This window comes from Enterococcus wangshanyuanii (assembly GCF_002197645.1).
Taxonomy (GTDB): domain Bacteria; phylum Bacillota; class Bacilli; order Lactobacillales; family Enterococcaceae; genus Enterococcus_L; species Enterococcus_L wangshanyuanii.
The window spans coordinates 151,341-169,367 of the sequence record NZ_CP021876.1; the positions used below are offsets into that span (position 1 = coordinate 151,341).

Below are 18,027 nucleotides of genomic sequence, written 5' to 3' on the forward strand. Positions count from 1 at the left end.
AAAAATATATTTGTAATTTTTTAATGAAAAAAAGCTCCATTGACAGAACATACCCCTAAACATACAGCTTCCTCACAAATCCCACCTGATAAACCCTCATTTTTATGTTTATTTTTTCAAAAAAATGATATATATATCCAAACAACATGTCATGATTTACTAAAAATAATAAATATACACTATTTAAATCCCGACTTAAACTCTTTTTATATTTATTATATTAAAGAAAGTAATAAAAAAATATAAAATCAATAAAATTTTTCAGCGCCTACATTAGAATAATGTATATCCTTAAGAAGTTTTATTGTTAATATACATCGGTTAAAGTTGTCCAACAGGTAGAGAAACTTTGACTTTCTACTATTTTATATTGATGGAACTTCCAAATATGAAAACACGAATTTTTCTTATAAGCAATTTGACAATGAACAAAAAAACATACTTCACCAACTTACAGCAAAGTATGTCTTCCTAATACGTATTTTTACTTAGGGGTACCTATAAAAAGCGGTAATCCTAAATTAATGATTGGGTAAATAGAGAACAAAGCTAACGCAACATTTCTAGGGACTTTTATTTTCTCTATCACTTTACTGAATAAGTCAAAACCTATAATAATAAATAATATATTAGCACAAGCAAACACTCTATTACCTGATGCAAAAAGCGTTGGAGAAAACCAAAGCATGACTAAAGATAGAACTGCTGCTAACATACATAAGAGTGAAAATAGTTTATAGGAAGATGCTCTATAAACTAATATCCCTAAAATTCCGAAAAAGATAGAAAAGATTAAATAATTTTTGATTGCTAGGCTAAAGCCATGTAAAGTAAAAAATCGTCGTACTTCCAAAGTATAAATTTGAATAAACGTTCCTGAAAAATTTGGCAATAAATACATCAAGCTCAGCAAACCAATCAATAAACCGATCATAATATACAGCTGTTTATTCATTTTTAACAATAATATGGCTAATAAAATTAATAGTAAGAGAATTGAAAATGTATTATTATAAATACCAGTAAACAAAAAATTCATTCCTACTCTGACATGAGAAAACATTGATACTTCCTGAAAATCAGGATACCATGTCTTTACTTCACTGGAAAACCTTACACTATTCCCAGGAGCGACGTACATAAAAATCAGTCCAAAACACATCAGAAATGTTTTTCCTAATAAAAAAAGAGATTTCTTTTTTTACTGATAACTAACGCAATATGAGCACATACTGCTGCACAAAAACCAACAAGTAAATATTGTTCATTACTGATAGAAAAAAGTAATGTTATAAAAATGCTGAGAAACATCCAGCTTCTTTTCGTCCATCTATCTCCTCTAAAAACATAGTCAGCATAAGGTATCATGGCAAATAGTCCCAAAGAGAGCGGCCATAGATAATTCACAGCTCCTGTTATCCACAAAAAAGAATGATAGATAAATGGAAAATTCATCCAACCAAAAAAAGCTAGTATAACTATCATATCAAATAAACTCACTGTTTTTTTCATAATTCGAGCAATTGAATACGCTGCAATTAATAATGAAGCCGAGGTTATTGATGAGTAGACTATTAATGGCATCGAAAATATAAAATACATAATTGCATCTGGAAAAATTCTAGCTGACCAGCCTGTATACCGATGAATAATATAGTCAAAGAAATGTTTTTGTTCACTGACCCTTTTAAACCATTCATCATCCGTTCCTTTTTGAATACCAAAAAAAGAAAAATAAATTGTAATACATAAAAAAAGGATACAAATCCCAATTAACTGACTGTTTTTAGAAAACCAATTTTTGTTCATTCCACTTGTCATTACTCTATTCATTCACCCGCTCCTTAATTTCCAACTTATATTTTGTAAAGATTACGCTATCATCTATTGCACTATTTTATCACAGGAAACATAAAATAAGAGAAATACAAACATTGGTCATAGAAGCTAAACTGACACCTTGCTTCTCTTTGCCAAGTCTCCATTACAACCCTTAGTCATGCTCTTAAAAACACAGAAGTCTATCTTACCACAAGAAAACAACTCTATTTGCCTTCTATGTTAATGGTGGATGGATATTCGCTCGCACACGTCTCTCGAAGACAGAAATGAGCTTTATCTGCGCAGGTGGTGAAGTAGGTACGCTAATGAATATTCATCTCCTTCTTTAACAAAAGACAGAAGCTTTCCTATGGAAAAAATAAAATTTCACTTTCGATTACATATTACAGATTTATTCAAACAATTTAAGTTCTAAAAAAACAAAATGAACAACATTCCATTATTTTGTAAGTTAGGTTTAAATTCATTAGTTTTGGAGCAGAAACAAAATTCAAGGTCCCAGACACTTTGTATTGAATTACAAGATTTTCTACAATCTGAAGTGAAGATTCATTTTCGGGGCGAGCGTCTATTTTATACCCTGCGTTTTCTATTGTAGTTAATTGTGAGGTAACTTGAGACGTTTGCGTTAGATCTATTGTGTCTCCAACAAGACCTGATAGTTGGACAGTATACTCAGACAATACTTCATTGGCTTCATTAACAAATTCGACAGTAACAGTTGTCTCTGCCGGTCGTTGTTTTTCCCATTGAGCATATAAGGTGTTCCCTCCCTTATTCTCTTCACCTTTAAATTCTTCGTTTGGTTGAAACATTTGTCCAGATCCATCTGCTTTAGTGTTCCATCCACTAAAATCATAGCCCTCTTTCTGTAATTGACCTTTGTCTGCAATAGTCATCACGTCTTGAGCCGTATAAGGTTGGCCAGTCGGAACCGTTCCAGAAGTCTCTCCATTTCCAGAATAATTTAGCTCATAGTTTGGAATCGAACCAATCAATTCCATTGTAGCTTTTTTTTGATTTATCATATCTTCGTGTAAAGCATATTGAAAATTGTAAAGATTTTTTATTTCATTATTTTCCCAACTAACTTGTTCCCCGGCCACTGTTAGATTTGGATCAGTCACTTTATCGCCAAGCCAAACAGATTGTTTTGCTGGTAGAGCAATATCTTTAATGTTGGAAAAGGCAAATGAGATCCCTATTTGAGGATATAAAATCTTCTCATTAATAGCAGCATTAGGCGTATAATAATTTTGGTATCGTTTATTTCCTTCTAATGTCGCGTTCACAATTTTATTTTCTGTTTCAGTAGGAAGCCATGGAGAAAATATATTATAGGGAGCTACCCATGTATCCGTGAGATTCCAAGGAAATGAGACACTTGTTACTTGTTTATTCGCTTGAGTTTCAAACATAGTCAAACGATTTAAATAGACATTTTGATTTAGTTCATTTATTGGTTGAACATTCAATGGACGTAAGTCAACACTACCACCTGAAATTTTGATCTCACCAATTGTAGCACCTGCATCTTTAAACTCATTTGAAATACCTATATATCCGGTATCCTCCAACCTCTTAGAGTTAGGCCCAAAAATACTTCCACTTGAAATTTGAATATTTCCAATAGATGCATTAGTATATTTCGATGTTACAGGAGTGCGTTTACTATCAAAAATCCCGATAAAGTCACCAGGGTCAACACTATAATTTCTATTTGTATAGTTAAATTTCCCTCTTAAAACTCGGACGTTTTCTATATGAGAATTCCCTTCGGTTATTGTTACTAACCTAGAATCAGTCTTAACATTAGCATTTTTTATAATCACATTTCGTAAACTATATTTATCTTTCCCCCCATTAGCTATTCCCACCAACGAGGATCCTTCCGACGTTATGCTATTTATAATAATATCTGAATTAGGAGCGTCTGTAACACTACCAAACAGTGCAGCCGAAGTAGAATCAGTCTTAAAATTTGAGCCTTCATTGATTTCAATACTTCCAGACTCAATTACAGAATCAGTATAAATAGAACCTATACTAATTAGAGGTTGTCGGAAATCTTTGTTACGACGTTCAAGCATTGTATACGATCCACCATTAAATGTAATCTTTCCGCCTGAACCCTTTGTTACAATGTTAGCACCACTGTTAAAATTCCATATTGTAAGTCTTGACGATTCGTCAAAAGGAAAAAATGTTATTTCAGAACTATCAAAAATCTGAACTACATCTCTGTCATTATTGTTACTTTCTCTAATTTTCACTTGATTTTGAAATTCAAATTTCACCTTAGCCCCATTGATTAGGTCTAACCCATGGATAAGATGATCACCTTCTGGAGTTTCATTAGTAGAACCGTTGAACCTAATATTTATTTCTCCATCGATACCAGTTCCATCAATAGTTGATGGGTTACGTGTAAATAAAGTATCATAGACTATCGTTGAAGACGTTGGTATGTCATCTTGAATAAGAGTTAATCCGTTCCCAGCGTCTTCATACAGTGATAAAGTATTTGGAGAACTTCCTTTTGTAATTTTAAAAGATAGCAAGTTTGATTTAGGACGTATTAATTCTGCTGAACGATTAAGTTTGGTTTCTTGAAGATTTAGATCCTCATTCTGATTATCTTTTTCTGTCGCAAATTTATTCGCACTTACATTCGAGTCAATATTAGACGTTTCATCATTTTGTATAGCTTCTTCAGAATTTGCACTAATTTTGCTACTTGATTGAGCAAAAATATTAGTCACTGCTGTGCCTCCAATTATTAATATAAGAAGCCCAGTATTTATTATCTTCTTTTTCATTTTTTCACCTAAATTCTTTTTTTATGAGCTAGTAGTAAGAACCAAAAATAATTCATAATTGTATTCACGGTTTATTGAAACGGTAATTTTTTTATTGCATCTATACGTTAGATCGTACTTCTCAAGTTTTCCAACTGACATTCGATTTAGGTCTCTAATCTTAGCTATAAAACTAACATGTAACCTACCCCTCTTATTGTACGAAGCATGTCTTGATATTGAGGTGGTAATTTTTTCCTTAATAGAAACAAGACGTTTGCAACACGATATATGTCTTCAGTCTTATCATCTCCCCATAAGAGTTTTTTTAATTCTTTGTAAGAGATTGGTTTATTTGGATTTTTATATAAATTCCAAAACAACGTAAATTCTTTTTTAGTTAAAAATATTTCCTCCTCCCCTTCAAATTGAATACTATTCGTCCTCTCTTTTACTAATAGTTTTGTTTTTTTGTTTTTCACCTTATCATGATTTAAGGTGCTTTCTTTATTGTCATTCAGCAATTTTGTTTCCATATTATTATCTAAAGTGAAAATCACTTCTTTCATACTGTCAGTTCTGTTAATAATGCCATTAACTCCTAGTCGCAAATAAAGATTTCGTTCTTGTTCTGGTAACGTTGAAGAGATGATCCAAATAAATGGAATATTGTATTTTTTTTTCTGCACTATATATTCAATGATCTGAGCAAAATCTTTATCTTTTTTTCGTTCGAGAAGAAGAACGTCTAAATCTTTTAGTCGTTGCTCATCTTGAATTATTACTGATTCATACCCATTTTTATTCATTATTTCCATTAGGTGTTGATCAGAGTTCTCAGAAGAAAATATTCCTACTTTATACATTATCTATGCCTCCCTTCTTTTATTTGTTCAAGTTCAAATAGTTATTTGAAAAGACAATAAACCAAACAAACTTTATATATTAATAATATTAAAATCTTTATTATTAAACATCATAAATATTTAATTAAAAAAATCATTTTTCGATGGAGGCGAATTTAATCCTTTACCAAAAAGAATTTCATTAATTACTAAAAGTATTATATTAATATCTTTCAACCCTGTTAATTCTCGTTTTTTTTCGCATAAAACCAAAAAAATAAAATTAACTCGTTATTTGTTGTTAAAATTCCATTTAAATTAAAAAAATTAGATAGATTATCGATTTCATATATCATTTTTTTACAAAAAATATAAAACCGTTTTCTTGTTCATCAGTTAATTTATCTTAATAATTTGAATTTATTAAATCTCTCTATTATAGTATTGATATATATTAACGAAAAGAGGTTTTACCATGATACATCTGTTTGAGAAAAAAGATACTAAGATATATAAAATAGTTAGTGAATTCCTTCGTAGACCAACAATGAAGCTTAGTGATTTGAATAATTTAGTAAATATTTCATCCGTTACATTGATAAAAGATATAGCAGAAACCAATCAACTTTTCCGACAACTTCAAATAAAAGCGCATATTTCCATAGACAATCAAACCGCTACTATAGATCGCACTGCAAGCTTTTCTCTTCCAAAAATAACAATTACCCTATTTGAACGTTCTTTTAAGGGAAATTTACTAATGGACTTACTGTATGAAAGAGATATTGATATAAATTCTTATACCTATTTATATGATATTTCTGAAGCTAGTTTTTACAGAAAAATACATGAATTGAAATCAGATTTAAAAATATTTAATCTGGATCTAAATACCAAACCGATAAAACTTGTTGGAAGAGAACAAGACATAAGATATTTTTATCAGTCTTTACTATGGGGAGTTTATCGCGGAATTATATGGCCTTTCAACACTTCTAAACATGAGTATTTAAAACAAATAGAAGCTAAAGAAAAAGAAATTATTTTTAATCTCTCATCTATCCAAAAAGATCAATGGTCATTTTGGATTGCTATTATTGATCTAAGAAGGGAAATGAATCACTTTGTTTCAAGTATGTCTACAAAATACGAAAATAATCCAATGAAATCGGTGTCCTTTTTAGTTTTTTTTAGTAACTCGTATCAGAGCTCTATAACTATTCCAGAAAAATATATGCCTGCTGAAATAAACTATGAAACTTCTATTGCCGAAACAGGAACATTTATTGCTACAGCTGACTCACCTCTTGTGCATTCTTATGTTGTATATCATAAATTTCACAACACTGAGTTATGGCAGTTTGCAATTTATTTTCTCAAATTAGTTCTTGAAAATGACACATTTTTCGCGGAGGCTATGGAATCTCAGTTGTTTATGACTCGTTTTTTGAGTTTACTCACACAGACTAATAGATATTCATACCATTATCAAACGATGTTTAACTCTCTCCCTGGAATATCAAGAACGTATTTACTAGATACTAATAGTCGAGCACAAGAAATCTTATCAAACATAATAACTAATGCCATTGTACTAGCTAACACAAAAATTCCAAAATTTCATATAAAAGATAAAGAATTTTTAATAGCAGCATTAAGTGAGTCTATTCTTGGTATGTTCAAATTTAATTTTTATGACAATTCTTATCGCATCTCTTTACTATTAGAAAATATTTATGCTGCAGAGCTCGTCAAAAAACAGTTATCTACTTTAAATTACGAATTAACCATATCAACAGAGAATGAAGATATTAAAAAGGCTGACTTAATTATTTGTGAAACTTACACAGAATCTCTAGCTAACGAAGTATATCCAGATACCCAAGTGTTTGTTCTTGCTAAAAGCTATCTTACTCAACATGATCTAAACGGTTTGGATAACTTTTTAAGAACAGCTAAACTATAAATTTAGAACTTCAATTCTATTCGCATATAAATTATCAAAAATAAGATTTATTAAATCTGTTTACTGTTTTAATAAATAAAAAAGCATTTTGTAAATGCAAAATGCTTTTTTATTTATTAATCTTTCTCAATTCAGTCCTTACTCTCATCGTCATACATAATAAAAGTGACTATACCCGAAAAAAGCATCGCAATTATGTTTGACATACTAAAATGAAATAGTGCTTTTTCAAAAGGCATATCTCCTCCAATGAGTGCTGTAATAGAAAAAATACCAAATCCTGACATTTGATAACTCATGAGTCCAGAAAAACCGGCATATGCGCCACCCAAAGCTCCTCCAAGACAGCTAATAATAAAAAATTTGATCCTTGATAATGTAATTCCATAGATTGCAGGTTCAGTTACACCAAATATGCCTGAAACCCAGGCTGGTAGTGTTAGATCTTTCAATTTTTTATCTTTTGTTTTTAACCAGATCACAAAAACAACTGCAGTTTGAGAAAAGGAAGCAGCTCCAATTAAAGTGAAGATCGGGGTTGCTCGATTTGACAGCATCTGAACAATAGCAATAGCTATTATACTCATATGAACTCCAAAAATAACCAAGAATTGCCATGAAGCTCCCATAATCACCCCTGCAAGTATTGGGCTAAATGAATACAGCCACATAACGAGATCAGCGATGCCATCGGAAACTTTGTTCATAAGAGGACCAATTAAAATAAAACCAATTGGAGAGACTATCAGAAGAGTCAACATTGGTACACAAAACATGTTTACAACATCTGGAATAACCTTCTTAAGATTTTTGTAAATATACGAAGCCAGTATTGTTGTTAATATAACTGGTAACACAGTATTTGTATATGTGACATCACTGGATAAACCAGCGATATTCAAACTTATTCCTTGTAAGCTAGGGTATACAAAAAAGGCTCCTATTACTGTGCCAACAAACGGATCAATATTGAATTTTTTGGCTGTTGTATACCCTAACATAATTGGAAAGAAATAAAAAAAAGCGTCTCCTAAACCGACCAAGATAGTACCTACATCACTTTGCTTATCAATCCAACCAAAAACTTCCCCAAGCATGACTAATCCTTTAATCATTCCACTAGCCATCATTACTGCTATAACAGGACTCATTATACCAGAGACAATATCAATGAATTTTGTTCCAACACTTATTTTTTTATTTTTTTTAGGAAGCTTTTTTTTAGGAACTTCAATTTGTGAAAGTATTTCATTATAAATATCAGATACATGATCGCCAATCACTATTTGGTATTGTCCAGAACTCTTTACTACTGCAATAACATCGGTCATACTTTCAATAAGTTCATCATTTGCACTTTTTTCATCTTTCAATTTAAATCTTAATCGAGTAACACAATGGGTCATACTATATATATTTTCTTGTCCTCCAATATTCGCGATCAGTTGTTTGGACATTACTTCATATTTTTTCAAAACATTACATCTCCATTTCTATTTGAGCAAATCTTATACTGATTATTTCGTTGATAAATTTCATTTTTTGGAGAATTTGTCATTTGTAATTTTTAATTCCTTGTAAGTCAAAGTTATTTTTTATTTAATACTACAGTCTCTCGTACTATTTCAACCTTTTTTAGCCAAATGAATTAAAGTCTGCAAAACTACCTATTCATTGGAAATTTTCTCTTCAAACGATTGATTCTTAGCATTAGGAATTTCCTCCTCTAGTTAGCAAAAAAATTGAACCGAACACATAATTGCTCAGTTCAATTTTTTAATTATTTCGCTTAATTAGGTAATCGAGCCTAATCCAATTACTTCAATTCAGTATAGTACATTATTCTGACTAATTTCTGTAGCTTACAAAGACTACTTTAATTCAGAATAAATGAAGCAGACGTACATACTATTGAACTAGTGATTAATATTTTTAATCCTCATCACATTTCTACTCGTTCAAACTATTTTTTTACGATTATTTATCACATAACATTTCAAGTAAATTATAACCAGAATTGAAATAACTCCAAAAGAGGAGAGATAATTAGACAAATTAGCTTGTCCTAATTTAGGGAGCTTTTTTGTTTTATTGTGAGGATCGGGTGTATTTAAAAGCTGATAATGGTTTTCACTCAAATCATCTTTTTTTATCCATTTAGCATAAAGAATGGTATCTTCGATTATTGGTGTCTCAAAATTCCACTCCTCAGATAGTTCTTTGTTTAGATACCAGCCTCCAAAGTAAAAACCTTCTTTTTGAGGATTCACAGGTTTCAGCAACAATTCATTTTCTTTTATTTTTTGTGTTAAGACAGAACTACCTCCATTACTATTGAAGGTTACTAAATAAAATATTTGTAGAATCTTTCCTTTTTCAAAATAGTAAGTAATCGTTGTCCCTTCCGGAGATACAACCACTCTATCTTCATTTATTGGTCTTTCCACCAGAGTATACCCTGAATCAATAAAACGTTGCACAATATCTTGTACTGTACCTGTCTCAGTAACATCAATCGTTGAATTGGTTGGATAACTTAGTGATACTGTATTTAATACCTCGTCCGTTGCCTTGTTTACAAAATTTACAGTTAAGTTTGCTTGTTTTTCAAAGTAATAAGTAATCGTTGTTCCATCCGGAGATACAACCACTCCACCTTCATTTATTGGTCTTTCCACTAGAGTATACCCTGAATCAATAAAACGTTGCACAATATCTTGTACTGTACCTGTCTCAGTAACATCAATCGCTGAATTGATTGGATAATTTAGCGATATTGTATTTAATACCTCGTCCGTTGCCTTGTTTACAAAATTTACAGTTAAGTTTGCTTGTTTTTCAAAGTAATAAGTAATCGTTGTTCCATCTGGAGATACAACTACTCCACCTTCATTTATTGGTCTTTCCACCAGAGTATACCCTGAATCAATAAAACGTTGCACAATATCTTGTACTGTACCTGTCTCAGTAACATCAATCGTTGAATTGGTTGGATAACTTAGTGATACTGTATTTAATACCTCATCCGTTTTCTTGTTTACAAAATTTACAGTTAAATTGACTATTTCATCAGAATTTAAAATCGTACTTTGATCTCGATCCTGCTTTCCTCCTTCATTCGCAAATGTTACGTCTCCTTTTCCAAAAAAAATTAATAACATTAATACCATCATAACTCTACGATTCAATATTTTTCTCCTATCTTTATTTTATTGTTGTTATACATTTATAATAATTTGTTTAAGGTTTTTTTTCAAATATAGTCGCTTATTTAACCAACTCCATCTTCATTTCTCCGGGTATTTTCTATTTTAATTTCACCCTAAAATAAGTTTATAAAATACTTTGCAACAGAACCTTTTAAATAATCGACAAAAAGTATATAATGATAAATAGAAATAATTAAAATGAAAGGTGAGTGGTTATTATGTTGCTGATCACTGGCTCAACCGGAAAATTAGGACATGCAATTGTAAAACAAATACAAAAAAAAATAGGAACAAAAGAAGTTGTTTTGATGACAACTGATTTAACTAAAGCACAAAGATATATTCAAGATGGATTTGAAGTCCGCCAAGGAAATTTTGATGACCCAGACTCGCTAACTAAAGCTTTTGAAGGAATAGACAAATTATTAATAATTTCAACAATGAGTCAGGACCGATTTTTTCAACAAAAAACTGCCATTGATGTTGCCAAAAAGATGGGAGTTGCTCATGTTATCTATACTAGTCTTGCAATTCAAGATATAGAAACTTCTCATGTTAAACCAATTATGGAAAGTCATTTTTTTACTGAGCAATATTTGATGGAGTCAGGGTTAGTCTATACAATTCTGCGAAATACAATGTATGCTGATGCAATATTAGATATAGTTGGTGATATTACTCAATTAGAAACCCTTTCTTTACCGGGAGGTAATGGAAGAGTGCCATATGCTTTACGACAAGAAATGGGAGAAGGAATTGCAAATCTGCTAGTTGAAAACTCTCACGCTAATAAACTATATAATATAGTTGGAGATAATTTATATTCGTATTATGATATAGCAAAACTATTAGGAGAAATTAGACAGACAACAATTAATTATCAGGATATTTCAATGGATATTTATATGAATCAACTTAAAATTAAGGGAATTCCTTCCTTTATGATTGACTTTACCACTAATACAGTATTGGATATTAGGGATAAGCAATATGAAATTGAAGACAAAACGTTAAGCAGTCTTCTCGGTAGGCCCACAAAAGATTTATTACAACTGCTAACTACCCTGATGACTGTGTAAATAAATTTGAGACAATGTTTTTGACTAACTTAGTAGAGGCCGATCTGCTATTTTTATTCTTAGCAGATCGGTCAACTCCTATGGATTTAGATAATAAATTGAACTATAAATAAAGTTCCTTAATTAACAGAAGGTGTTCTTTTTAACTTATAAGAATGCCTTTTTTTGTTGATTTCATACTGGTTTTCTATTTCAATTGCTATATACTGACTGCTTAAATCAATGTAATGAGCAATGTCTTTACGTTTTATTCAACATCTAACTTTCACAATTCAATGAGTGAAAGAGGAACCATTATAAACTAGTAATGAGTAAAAAAATAGTTTAATTATTGGTGGTCCTAGAATAATAAAGTTTATGGATAAATTAACCATCCATACGTTTAAATAGAAGTTAGACGTTCTCAACGACTTGTAGTGAAGGAGTCATATCTAAATCCTAAACCCGTAAAACTATTGGTCGTTATTGAAAACAATATCAAGCGGCGCAATGAGCATTAGAAAATAATTCACCAAATCTTATGAAAAAAGAAGCATTGACTGCTTATCTTACCTATCAATCAGAGAGAAAACCTAGAAAATATACACCTGAAATCGTCCAACGGATTGAAAACATCCTTTGAACTTAGTTTGCCTTCTCAAAAGCCCTCTCAACTTCTATCTTACATGCAGTATAACAATTAAAAATCTTCCATAGACAAGAACACCTTTTAATTATTTGAAAATCTTTATTAAAATCAAGAAAATACTAGCAAGTAAATCAGTACTATTAAACAATACATGTGTTAGAATTGGTACCAAATATTCTTAAGTTTTGATAGCTTATTCTTTAAAAAATGAGCAAAAATATTTACTCATTAAATTTATTCGAACATATTTTTGACTAAATTGCTTATGAAGAAAATTAAAATTTGATATAATATAATGGTAACTAATTAGGAGGTATCAAATTGGATTTTTATATGAAATTACCCAGAAACAAGAAAGAATTCACACTATTTTTATTAGTCATTTCAATTGTATCAGTAAATATAATTGCGCCCTTAATCACTTTTTTAGAAGTTGGTTTTTCTAAAGAAACCTATTTTAACACTCTACAGGTTATTCCTTTCATTTGGTTGTTTGTAGTTATTTTAGTTTTATTGACACATACTCCAGCTGAAAAAATAACCAAAAAAATTATTCACAAAGATGATAGTTTTAATTCAGTTGTCACAATAAACATATTAGTCAATGTTTTGCTCATGTCTATATTTATGACAATAATTGGTACATGGATAGGTAGTAGATCTGTCACTTTTGATGTATTTCATAATTATTTAAATGTTTGGCCAAGAAATTTTGCGATATCATTAGCGATAGAATTATTAATTGCCCATCCTGTTGCTCGTTTGATATTATACAAACTTCATATATCAAAAGATAAGCAGAAAGCTGCTTAATCACGAATGATTAGTTAAAGCAGACGTTTAAGGATCTGCTTTTTTCTATGCCCAAAACGAATGTTTTTGGTAGAGATACTTTTACTAAAAAAATAGGATAGAGAAATTCTCTATCCTAGCCCTCTTAATTATTAATAATTTGAATACTGTTGAAAAACATAACTGAAAATCGTGATAGCTAAAAGTAAATAAATTAATACAATAGCAATAGCAACAATAAACCACACGAAGCCTGCTCTATTCCACGTTTTTTGAATTGCTTTAAATGTATCAATATCTTCATGTAAGAAGTTTCCACTTTGCCATGCCCACTCATTTCCTTTAAATCCACATACAAATATCCAAACAATATTAAATAGTGGTATTAAACACAACAACGGCAGATACGTCTTATTTCCTATCCCCCATACTATATTGAACATAAATGCTCCCCAGTTCCAACCTTTTACTTCATTGGGTGTTTCCCCCATCATTTTCATCTCCTTTTTTTCACTTTAAGTAGTTTATCATATTTGAGTAATTATTTGAACTCTCTTTACAAAAAATCCGTTATTTCTTTTGCTTTTGAGCAACTCTATTGAACACTGAGTAACCTTGTAAGAGCAACGTTCACAAAACGTTCAATTGCCTATACTCTATTGAACTTTTCTATCCTAATTAAAAAGCACCATGATTTTCATCATGATGTTTTTCGTACTTTGAGTGTAGATCATGATGTAACACATCCATTATGGTCTACATTCAAAGTGGAGCTAACGCTCAAATCAATATTACTCTTGTATCTAATTGGGGAAGATTACTAAAATAAATGACTTCTAATGTTTCATTTTTTCTTGATATTTTTCTACAAAATGAAGATATTCATTAGTTATCTTATACGTAAGCTCGATTATTTATTTTGAACTTCAAAAGAGCCAACATCTTTGATGCTTGTATCATATATATCTGATTCTTCAATCTTAACTTTATAAGTTGATACTTTATCTAAAGCACTTAAATCCAGTTCGATCTCAAATTTTTCTTTATCTAATTGCTTGAAATTAATATTTGAATTTGAAATCTCTACACCATTCTTATATACTGTAATTTCAGGAAAATTCGGATACTCTACTGGAGCATTAAAAGTAATTGTTGTTTGTAATGCATCGCTTTTAGATACAATGTTTGTAACATTATTTGAATCAAGAACCTTTGTGTCCGCTGTTTGAAGGAGTGGCAGATAAGCAATATCAAAGCTCCAATCTCCAGTATATTCTAATGAGGTAGGAACACTAAATGGTTGAGGATTGTCAGGATCAGCAAATGCCTTAGATTCTGCTGTTTCATACTCGTCACGATCCATCCAAGCTAATCTATAAATATGAAGACTTAGTTCTGCATTTTCGGGAATACTCTCTGTATCGAAAGTTGATATCACTGATCCATAAAAAGTATCTCCGTCTAATCTAAATGTTGAATAGGAATGTACGCCTTGAAATAAATCTTTAGTATCCCCTTTAACAAAGAGACCAAGTTGAATATCTTGATAATCTGATTTAGCCGCTATATCCTTTTTTAGTAACGTTTTTAATTTTTCATCATCTATCTTAAACTGATAATCAAAAGCAAATTTTTTCTTTGTGGAAACAAATTTAGTCAACTTTATCTCTCGATCATTTTGAATACTTGTTAAATTGAGTTCAGTAGGTATGGCATTTTTCTCTACGGTCTCCACTCCAGAATCTATTCCGATCCCTAGTGCATTCTCTATCGCTACCCCTACTGGCGTTTTGGTTATTATTAGTAAAAGTGCTACTGCAGCAACTAATACTGCCATGACACTATTTTTAGAAAGTACTTTATAATTTTTCTCTTGTTTAATTTTATTGTTTAGAATATCTTCTCTATTAGACTCTAGCTTAGTCAGTACTTCATCTGGGATTTTTCTTTCATTCTTAATTTTATCGATTATTTTTTTATCCATCATTTGATTCCTCCAATAAAATTTTCAATTTCATTTTTCCTCTAGCTAATCTTGTCTTTACAGTATTTACAGATATTTTCAACTGTTCAGATATTTCTTTGATACTAAACCCTGCATAATAATATAGTATAAGCGGTATTCTGTAGATTTCTTCCAATCCATTCAATTCTTGCTCTACATCAAAGGTGTTGTGCCTCTCTACTTTATCAGCTATATACCTCTCTTCAGACTCTGCATCGGCTGTTTTTCTCTTTAAAATGTCTTTTGCACTATTAGTCATTATTTGAAAGATCCAAGAATTAAATGCTTCTTCATTTTTTAACTTCGTTATTTTCGTCCATGCACGTATCTCTGTTTCTTGCATGCAATCAGCTACATCTTCGTCATTCCAAAGTATTTTATATGCTGAATTATATAAAATGTCCTGATAAGCTGTACATAGCTCAATAAAAGCTTGTGAATTTCCTTTTTTAGCTTTTCTAACTAAGTGTACATCTACATTTTTTTGCACAAATATTCCTCCCTTCATAATATAAGACTGCGAATTTTCCTAAAAAGTTTCATTGCAAATATATTTTTATTTGTATGTACTTTATTTATCAAAAAAAAGACCAGAATATACATTATGAAATATTCTGGTCCTTTATATTAATAATTTGGATTGCTTCTCATGTAATAGAAATGAGTATGATTAGTATATATAGTATCGGCTTCCTTTAACAGGATTGTATGTTGCAAAATATCCTTGTAGTTTTGCTGACCCACTTTTTGAAGGAAAATATACCCAGTCTAGATTTGCGTCAACCACATGTTTACGTAAGAAACTATTATTTCCTGGAATCACAGTATAAAAATAGAATGAATCTTTTGTAGCTCTTACACCAAATTTTGGGTTTGCATTGTAATCTCTAAATTTAAATTGGGCTCCACTGTATCTCCAACCTGATCCAGAAAATTCACATGAATTATATGGAATCCATGCAGTTTGATTATCTCTTGGTGCTCCGGCAGCAAATGTCATGAATGGAGGCAAGTTTTTTTCAGTGGTGTCTACTACCTCTACATCTTTTACGGAGCTAAAAACTTCATCATAGATTTCCTGTGTAGGTTCTTCAATATTTAAATCTTGTATTTCTTCTTCAATAGCTTCAATTACTTCAAGTGAACTTTCTTGAGTCATTATTTCATCTATCTCTGGATTATAAATTAAGCCCGTTCCCTCTTCAACATTCTTTTTCATGCTTTCATATGAAGCAGCTTCAGAAGTATGTGCATTCCAAATTAACCCCATACACCCAACAGCGCCAAATAAAAGCGCCTTTTCTAACATTTTTTTCATTATTTTTTCCCCTTTATTATTTTTTACAAGCATTTAATCAATATTTATCTTTATGCCTGTTATTGATATTTTATCATAATGTATTCTGTATTCAAAGATATATTTTATGAATGTTATGTATGGATTAAACTTTAAATGTGCTAATCATCAGTTACGTTTACATATGAATATCACAAAGAAGCTGACCTAAAGGGAGATCAACTTCTTTTCATGCTTTTAAAGTCAGACATTCGTCTTTATTTAAGTATACTGCATGTTGAATTGTTTTACACTCTCTAACAATTTTCTTGACTTAATACCCTCTACTTCCTTTATTCTTATACGTTCGTAAAAGTAAATCTACTTCTTGTTTTGACGGTTCTTTATATTTTTCATAAATTTCTTTATACACCTTAAGCAACTCTCTTAATCGGAAATTCATGTCTTCCTGATCAAACATTTCAAGATCCAACGTGCTACTATCCAACCATCTTATATAGTCTTCATATTCATCCCCAGCCCTAACTTTTAGACTTGCTGCCAATTTTTCCAGTCCGTAAACTCCGCCGACATCTTCAATGATTCCATAACCTTCACCTTCAGTTACATACGGTGTATCTGAGTCTATTCGTTCCTTTTTCTCACAGTTTTCTAAATAAATAGACACTTCCCAACTATCCCCAAAATCATAGAAACATGACAGTTCCATACCTTTTTTTCGAGTGATCTGTTTTACTTTTAATTTGTCTGCTCGCAATAGTTTTTCTGTATCAATCTTGAAATCTTCATAGCCTGGCAACTCATATCTTATTCTTTTTAATATCTCTTTATTACTCTGCTTTTCAAGATAAGGAGTAAGCTGCTCGATAGAATATTCTTGCCCTAATTCTTTCAAGACGTCTTTCCTGATATCTTGTGTAATAGAAAATAAATGACTTGCGTGCATTTCATACATGATCATAATTGTATACGCAAGCTCAGCTATCGTCTTTTCTCCAGTAATCTCAAAACGACGCCAAATTTTTGGCTGATAGTCCTTTAGCTCTGAGTAAAAGTAATATATATCTTGTTCAACCATCGCTTACTCCTCCGTCTATTCAGTAGGTTTAATATCTACATTGTACCATATCATCAATAATACTAAATTGACGTCCACAGAAAATCAGCTCTTTCCAAAAAAAATCTTCCAGTTGCCTTGATTAGGCTACTGAAAGATTAATGATGTGACGGAAAGTTCCGCTAACATCATTCTATATGATTTACAGTTGGTCTACAAGTTAAGGAAGACCCCGTTTGTTTAACTTTTCTTAGTGAACCACTGAAAATGCCGGTCTTTTTATTTTTGAAAAAGAATATCCTTGTTGCTTCAGTTGTTGCTTTTTGACAACATATTTATCAATTCCACACAGAACAATTACGGTATTATCTAAAATACTAAAAACTTCTCCAGTAACTTCTTTTCCTGATAAAGTCTGAACTGTCACCGTTTCTCCTTTTGTTAATTTCATTCCTCTATCTCCAATAATTTGATTTGTATCATTTTACACTAAAGATTTACCTAGTAAA

General features: G+C 31.0%; 15 protein-coding genes. 3 read left to right on the forward strand and 12 right to left on the reverse strand.

Features of this window, described 5'->3' with window-relative positions; genetic code table 11:
* Positions 1-484: 484 nt before the first annotated feature.
* The 4 genes from CC204_RS20185 to CC204_RS20200 all read right to left on the reverse strand — a co-directional run bounded on the left by CC204_RS20185 (position 485) and on the right by CC204_RS20200 (position 5,506).
* Positions 485-1,030, reverse strand: a complete 546-nt coding sequence (locus tag CC204_RS20185; RefSeq protein WP_157894345.1) for a hypothetical protein — start codon at positions 1,028-1,030, stop codon at positions 485-487.
* Positions 1,031-1,176: 146 nt separating this feature from the next.
* The gene (locus CC204_RS20190; protein ID WP_088271913.1) at positions 1,177-1,833 is read right to left on the reverse strand and encodes a DUF6056 family protein; all 657 of its coding nucleotides are present in this window, start codon (positions 1,831-1,833) and stop codon (positions 1,177-1,179) included.
* A 413-nt stretch (positions 1,834-2,246) separates the two neighbouring features.
* Positions 2,247-4,661, reverse strand: coding sequence for an InlB B-repeat-containing protein (locus tag CC204_RS20195; protein ID WP_088271914.1), 2,415 nt, complete (start codon positions 4,659-4,661; stop codon positions 2,247-2,249).
* Positions 4,662-4,825: 164 nt separating this feature from the next.
* The gene (locus tag CC204_RS20200) at positions 4,826-5,506 is read right to left on the reverse strand and encodes a winged helix-turn-helix domain-containing protein (protein ID WP_088271915.1); all 681 of its coding nucleotides are present in this window, start codon (positions 5,504-5,506) and stop codon (positions 4,826-4,828) included.
* A 454-nt stretch (positions 5,507-5,960) separates the two neighbouring features.
* Between CC204_RS20200 and CC204_RS20205 the strand changes: the two genes are divergently transcribed.
* Positions 5,961-7,451 carry a helix-turn-helix domain-containing protein gene (locus tag CC204_RS20205; RefSeq protein ID WP_088271916.1) on the forward strand — a complete coding sequence of 497 codons (1,491 nt, stop codon included), beginning with the start codon at positions 5,961-5,963 and terminating at the stop codon, positions 7,449-7,451.
* A 131-nt stretch (positions 7,452-7,582) separates the two neighbouring features.
* Here CC204_RS20205 and CC204_RS20210 read toward each other — a convergent pair whose 3' ends face one another.
* Complete coding sequence (locus CC204_RS20210) at positions 7,583-8,926, reverse strand: PTS transporter subunit EIIC (protein ID WP_088271917.1); 1,344 nt, start codon at positions 8,924-8,926, stop codon at positions 7,583-7,585.
* Between the two features lie 483 nt (positions 8,927-9,409).
* Positions 9,410-10,639 carry an InlB B-repeat-containing protein gene (locus CC204_RS20215; protein ID WP_088271918.1) on the reverse strand — a complete coding sequence of 410 codons (1,230 nt, stop codon included), beginning with the start codon at positions 10,637-10,639 and terminating at the stop codon, positions 9,410-9,412.
* 239 nt (positions 10,640-10,878) lie between these two features.
* Between CC204_RS20215 and CC204_RS20220 the strand changes: the two genes are divergently transcribed.
* Positions 10,879-11,739 (forward strand): NmrA family NAD(P)-binding protein, encoded by an 861-nt coding sequence (locus CC204_RS20220; RefSeq protein WP_088271919.1) that lies wholly within the window; start codon positions 10,879-10,881, stop codon positions 11,737-11,739.
* Between the two features lie 949 nt (positions 11,740-12,688).
* Positions 12,689-13,180, forward strand: coding sequence for a DUF2798 domain-containing protein (locus CC204_RS20225; protein WP_088271920.1), 492 nt, complete (start codon positions 12,689-12,691; stop codon positions 13,178-13,180).
* Positions 13,181-13,311: 131 nt separating this feature from the next.
* On the opposite strand, the gene CC204_RS20230 is transcribed toward CC204_RS20225, so the two are convergent.
* From CC204_RS20230 to CC204_RS20255, 6 genes are all read right to left on the reverse strand, one after another.
* Positions 13,312-13,650: a ribonuclease G gene (locus CC204_RS20230; RefSeq protein WP_227011285.1), complete on the reverse strand. Its 339-nt coding sequence runs from the start codon at positions 13,648-13,650 to the stop codon at positions 13,312-13,314.
* A 419-nt stretch (positions 13,651-14,069) separates the two neighbouring features.
* A complete protein-coding gene (locus tag CC204_RS20235; RefSeq protein ID WP_227011286.1) occupies positions 14,070-15,146 on the reverse strand; it encodes a hypothetical protein in 1,077 nt (358 codons plus the stop codon).
* Positions 15,136-15,654 (reverse strand): RNA polymerase sigma factor, encoded by a 519-nt coding sequence (locus tag CC204_RS20240; RefSeq protein WP_088271922.1) that lies wholly within the window; start codon positions 15,652-15,654, stop codon positions 15,136-15,138. The genes CC204_RS20235 and CC204_RS20240 overlap by 11 nt, the downstream gene beginning before the upstream one ends.
* A gap of 180 nt (positions 15,655-15,834) precedes the next feature.
* Positions 15,835-16,482, reverse strand: coding sequence for a hypothetical protein (locus tag CC204_RS20245; protein WP_088271923.1), 648 nt, complete (start codon positions 16,480-16,482; stop codon positions 15,835-15,837).
* A gap of 292 nt (positions 16,483-16,774) precedes the next feature.
* Positions 16,775-17,539 (reverse strand): plasmid pRiA4b ORF-3 family protein, encoded by a 765-nt coding sequence (locus CC204_RS20250; protein WP_088271924.1) that lies wholly within the window; start codon positions 17,537-17,539, stop codon positions 16,775-16,777.
* A gap of 229 nt (positions 17,540-17,768) precedes the next feature.
* The gene (locus CC204_RS20255; RefSeq protein WP_088271925.1) at positions 17,769-17,969 is read right to left on the reverse strand and encodes a hypothetical protein; all 201 of its coding nucleotides are present in this window, start codon (positions 17,967-17,969) and stop codon (positions 17,769-17,771) included.
* Positions 17,970-18,027 lie beyond the last annotated feature (58 nt).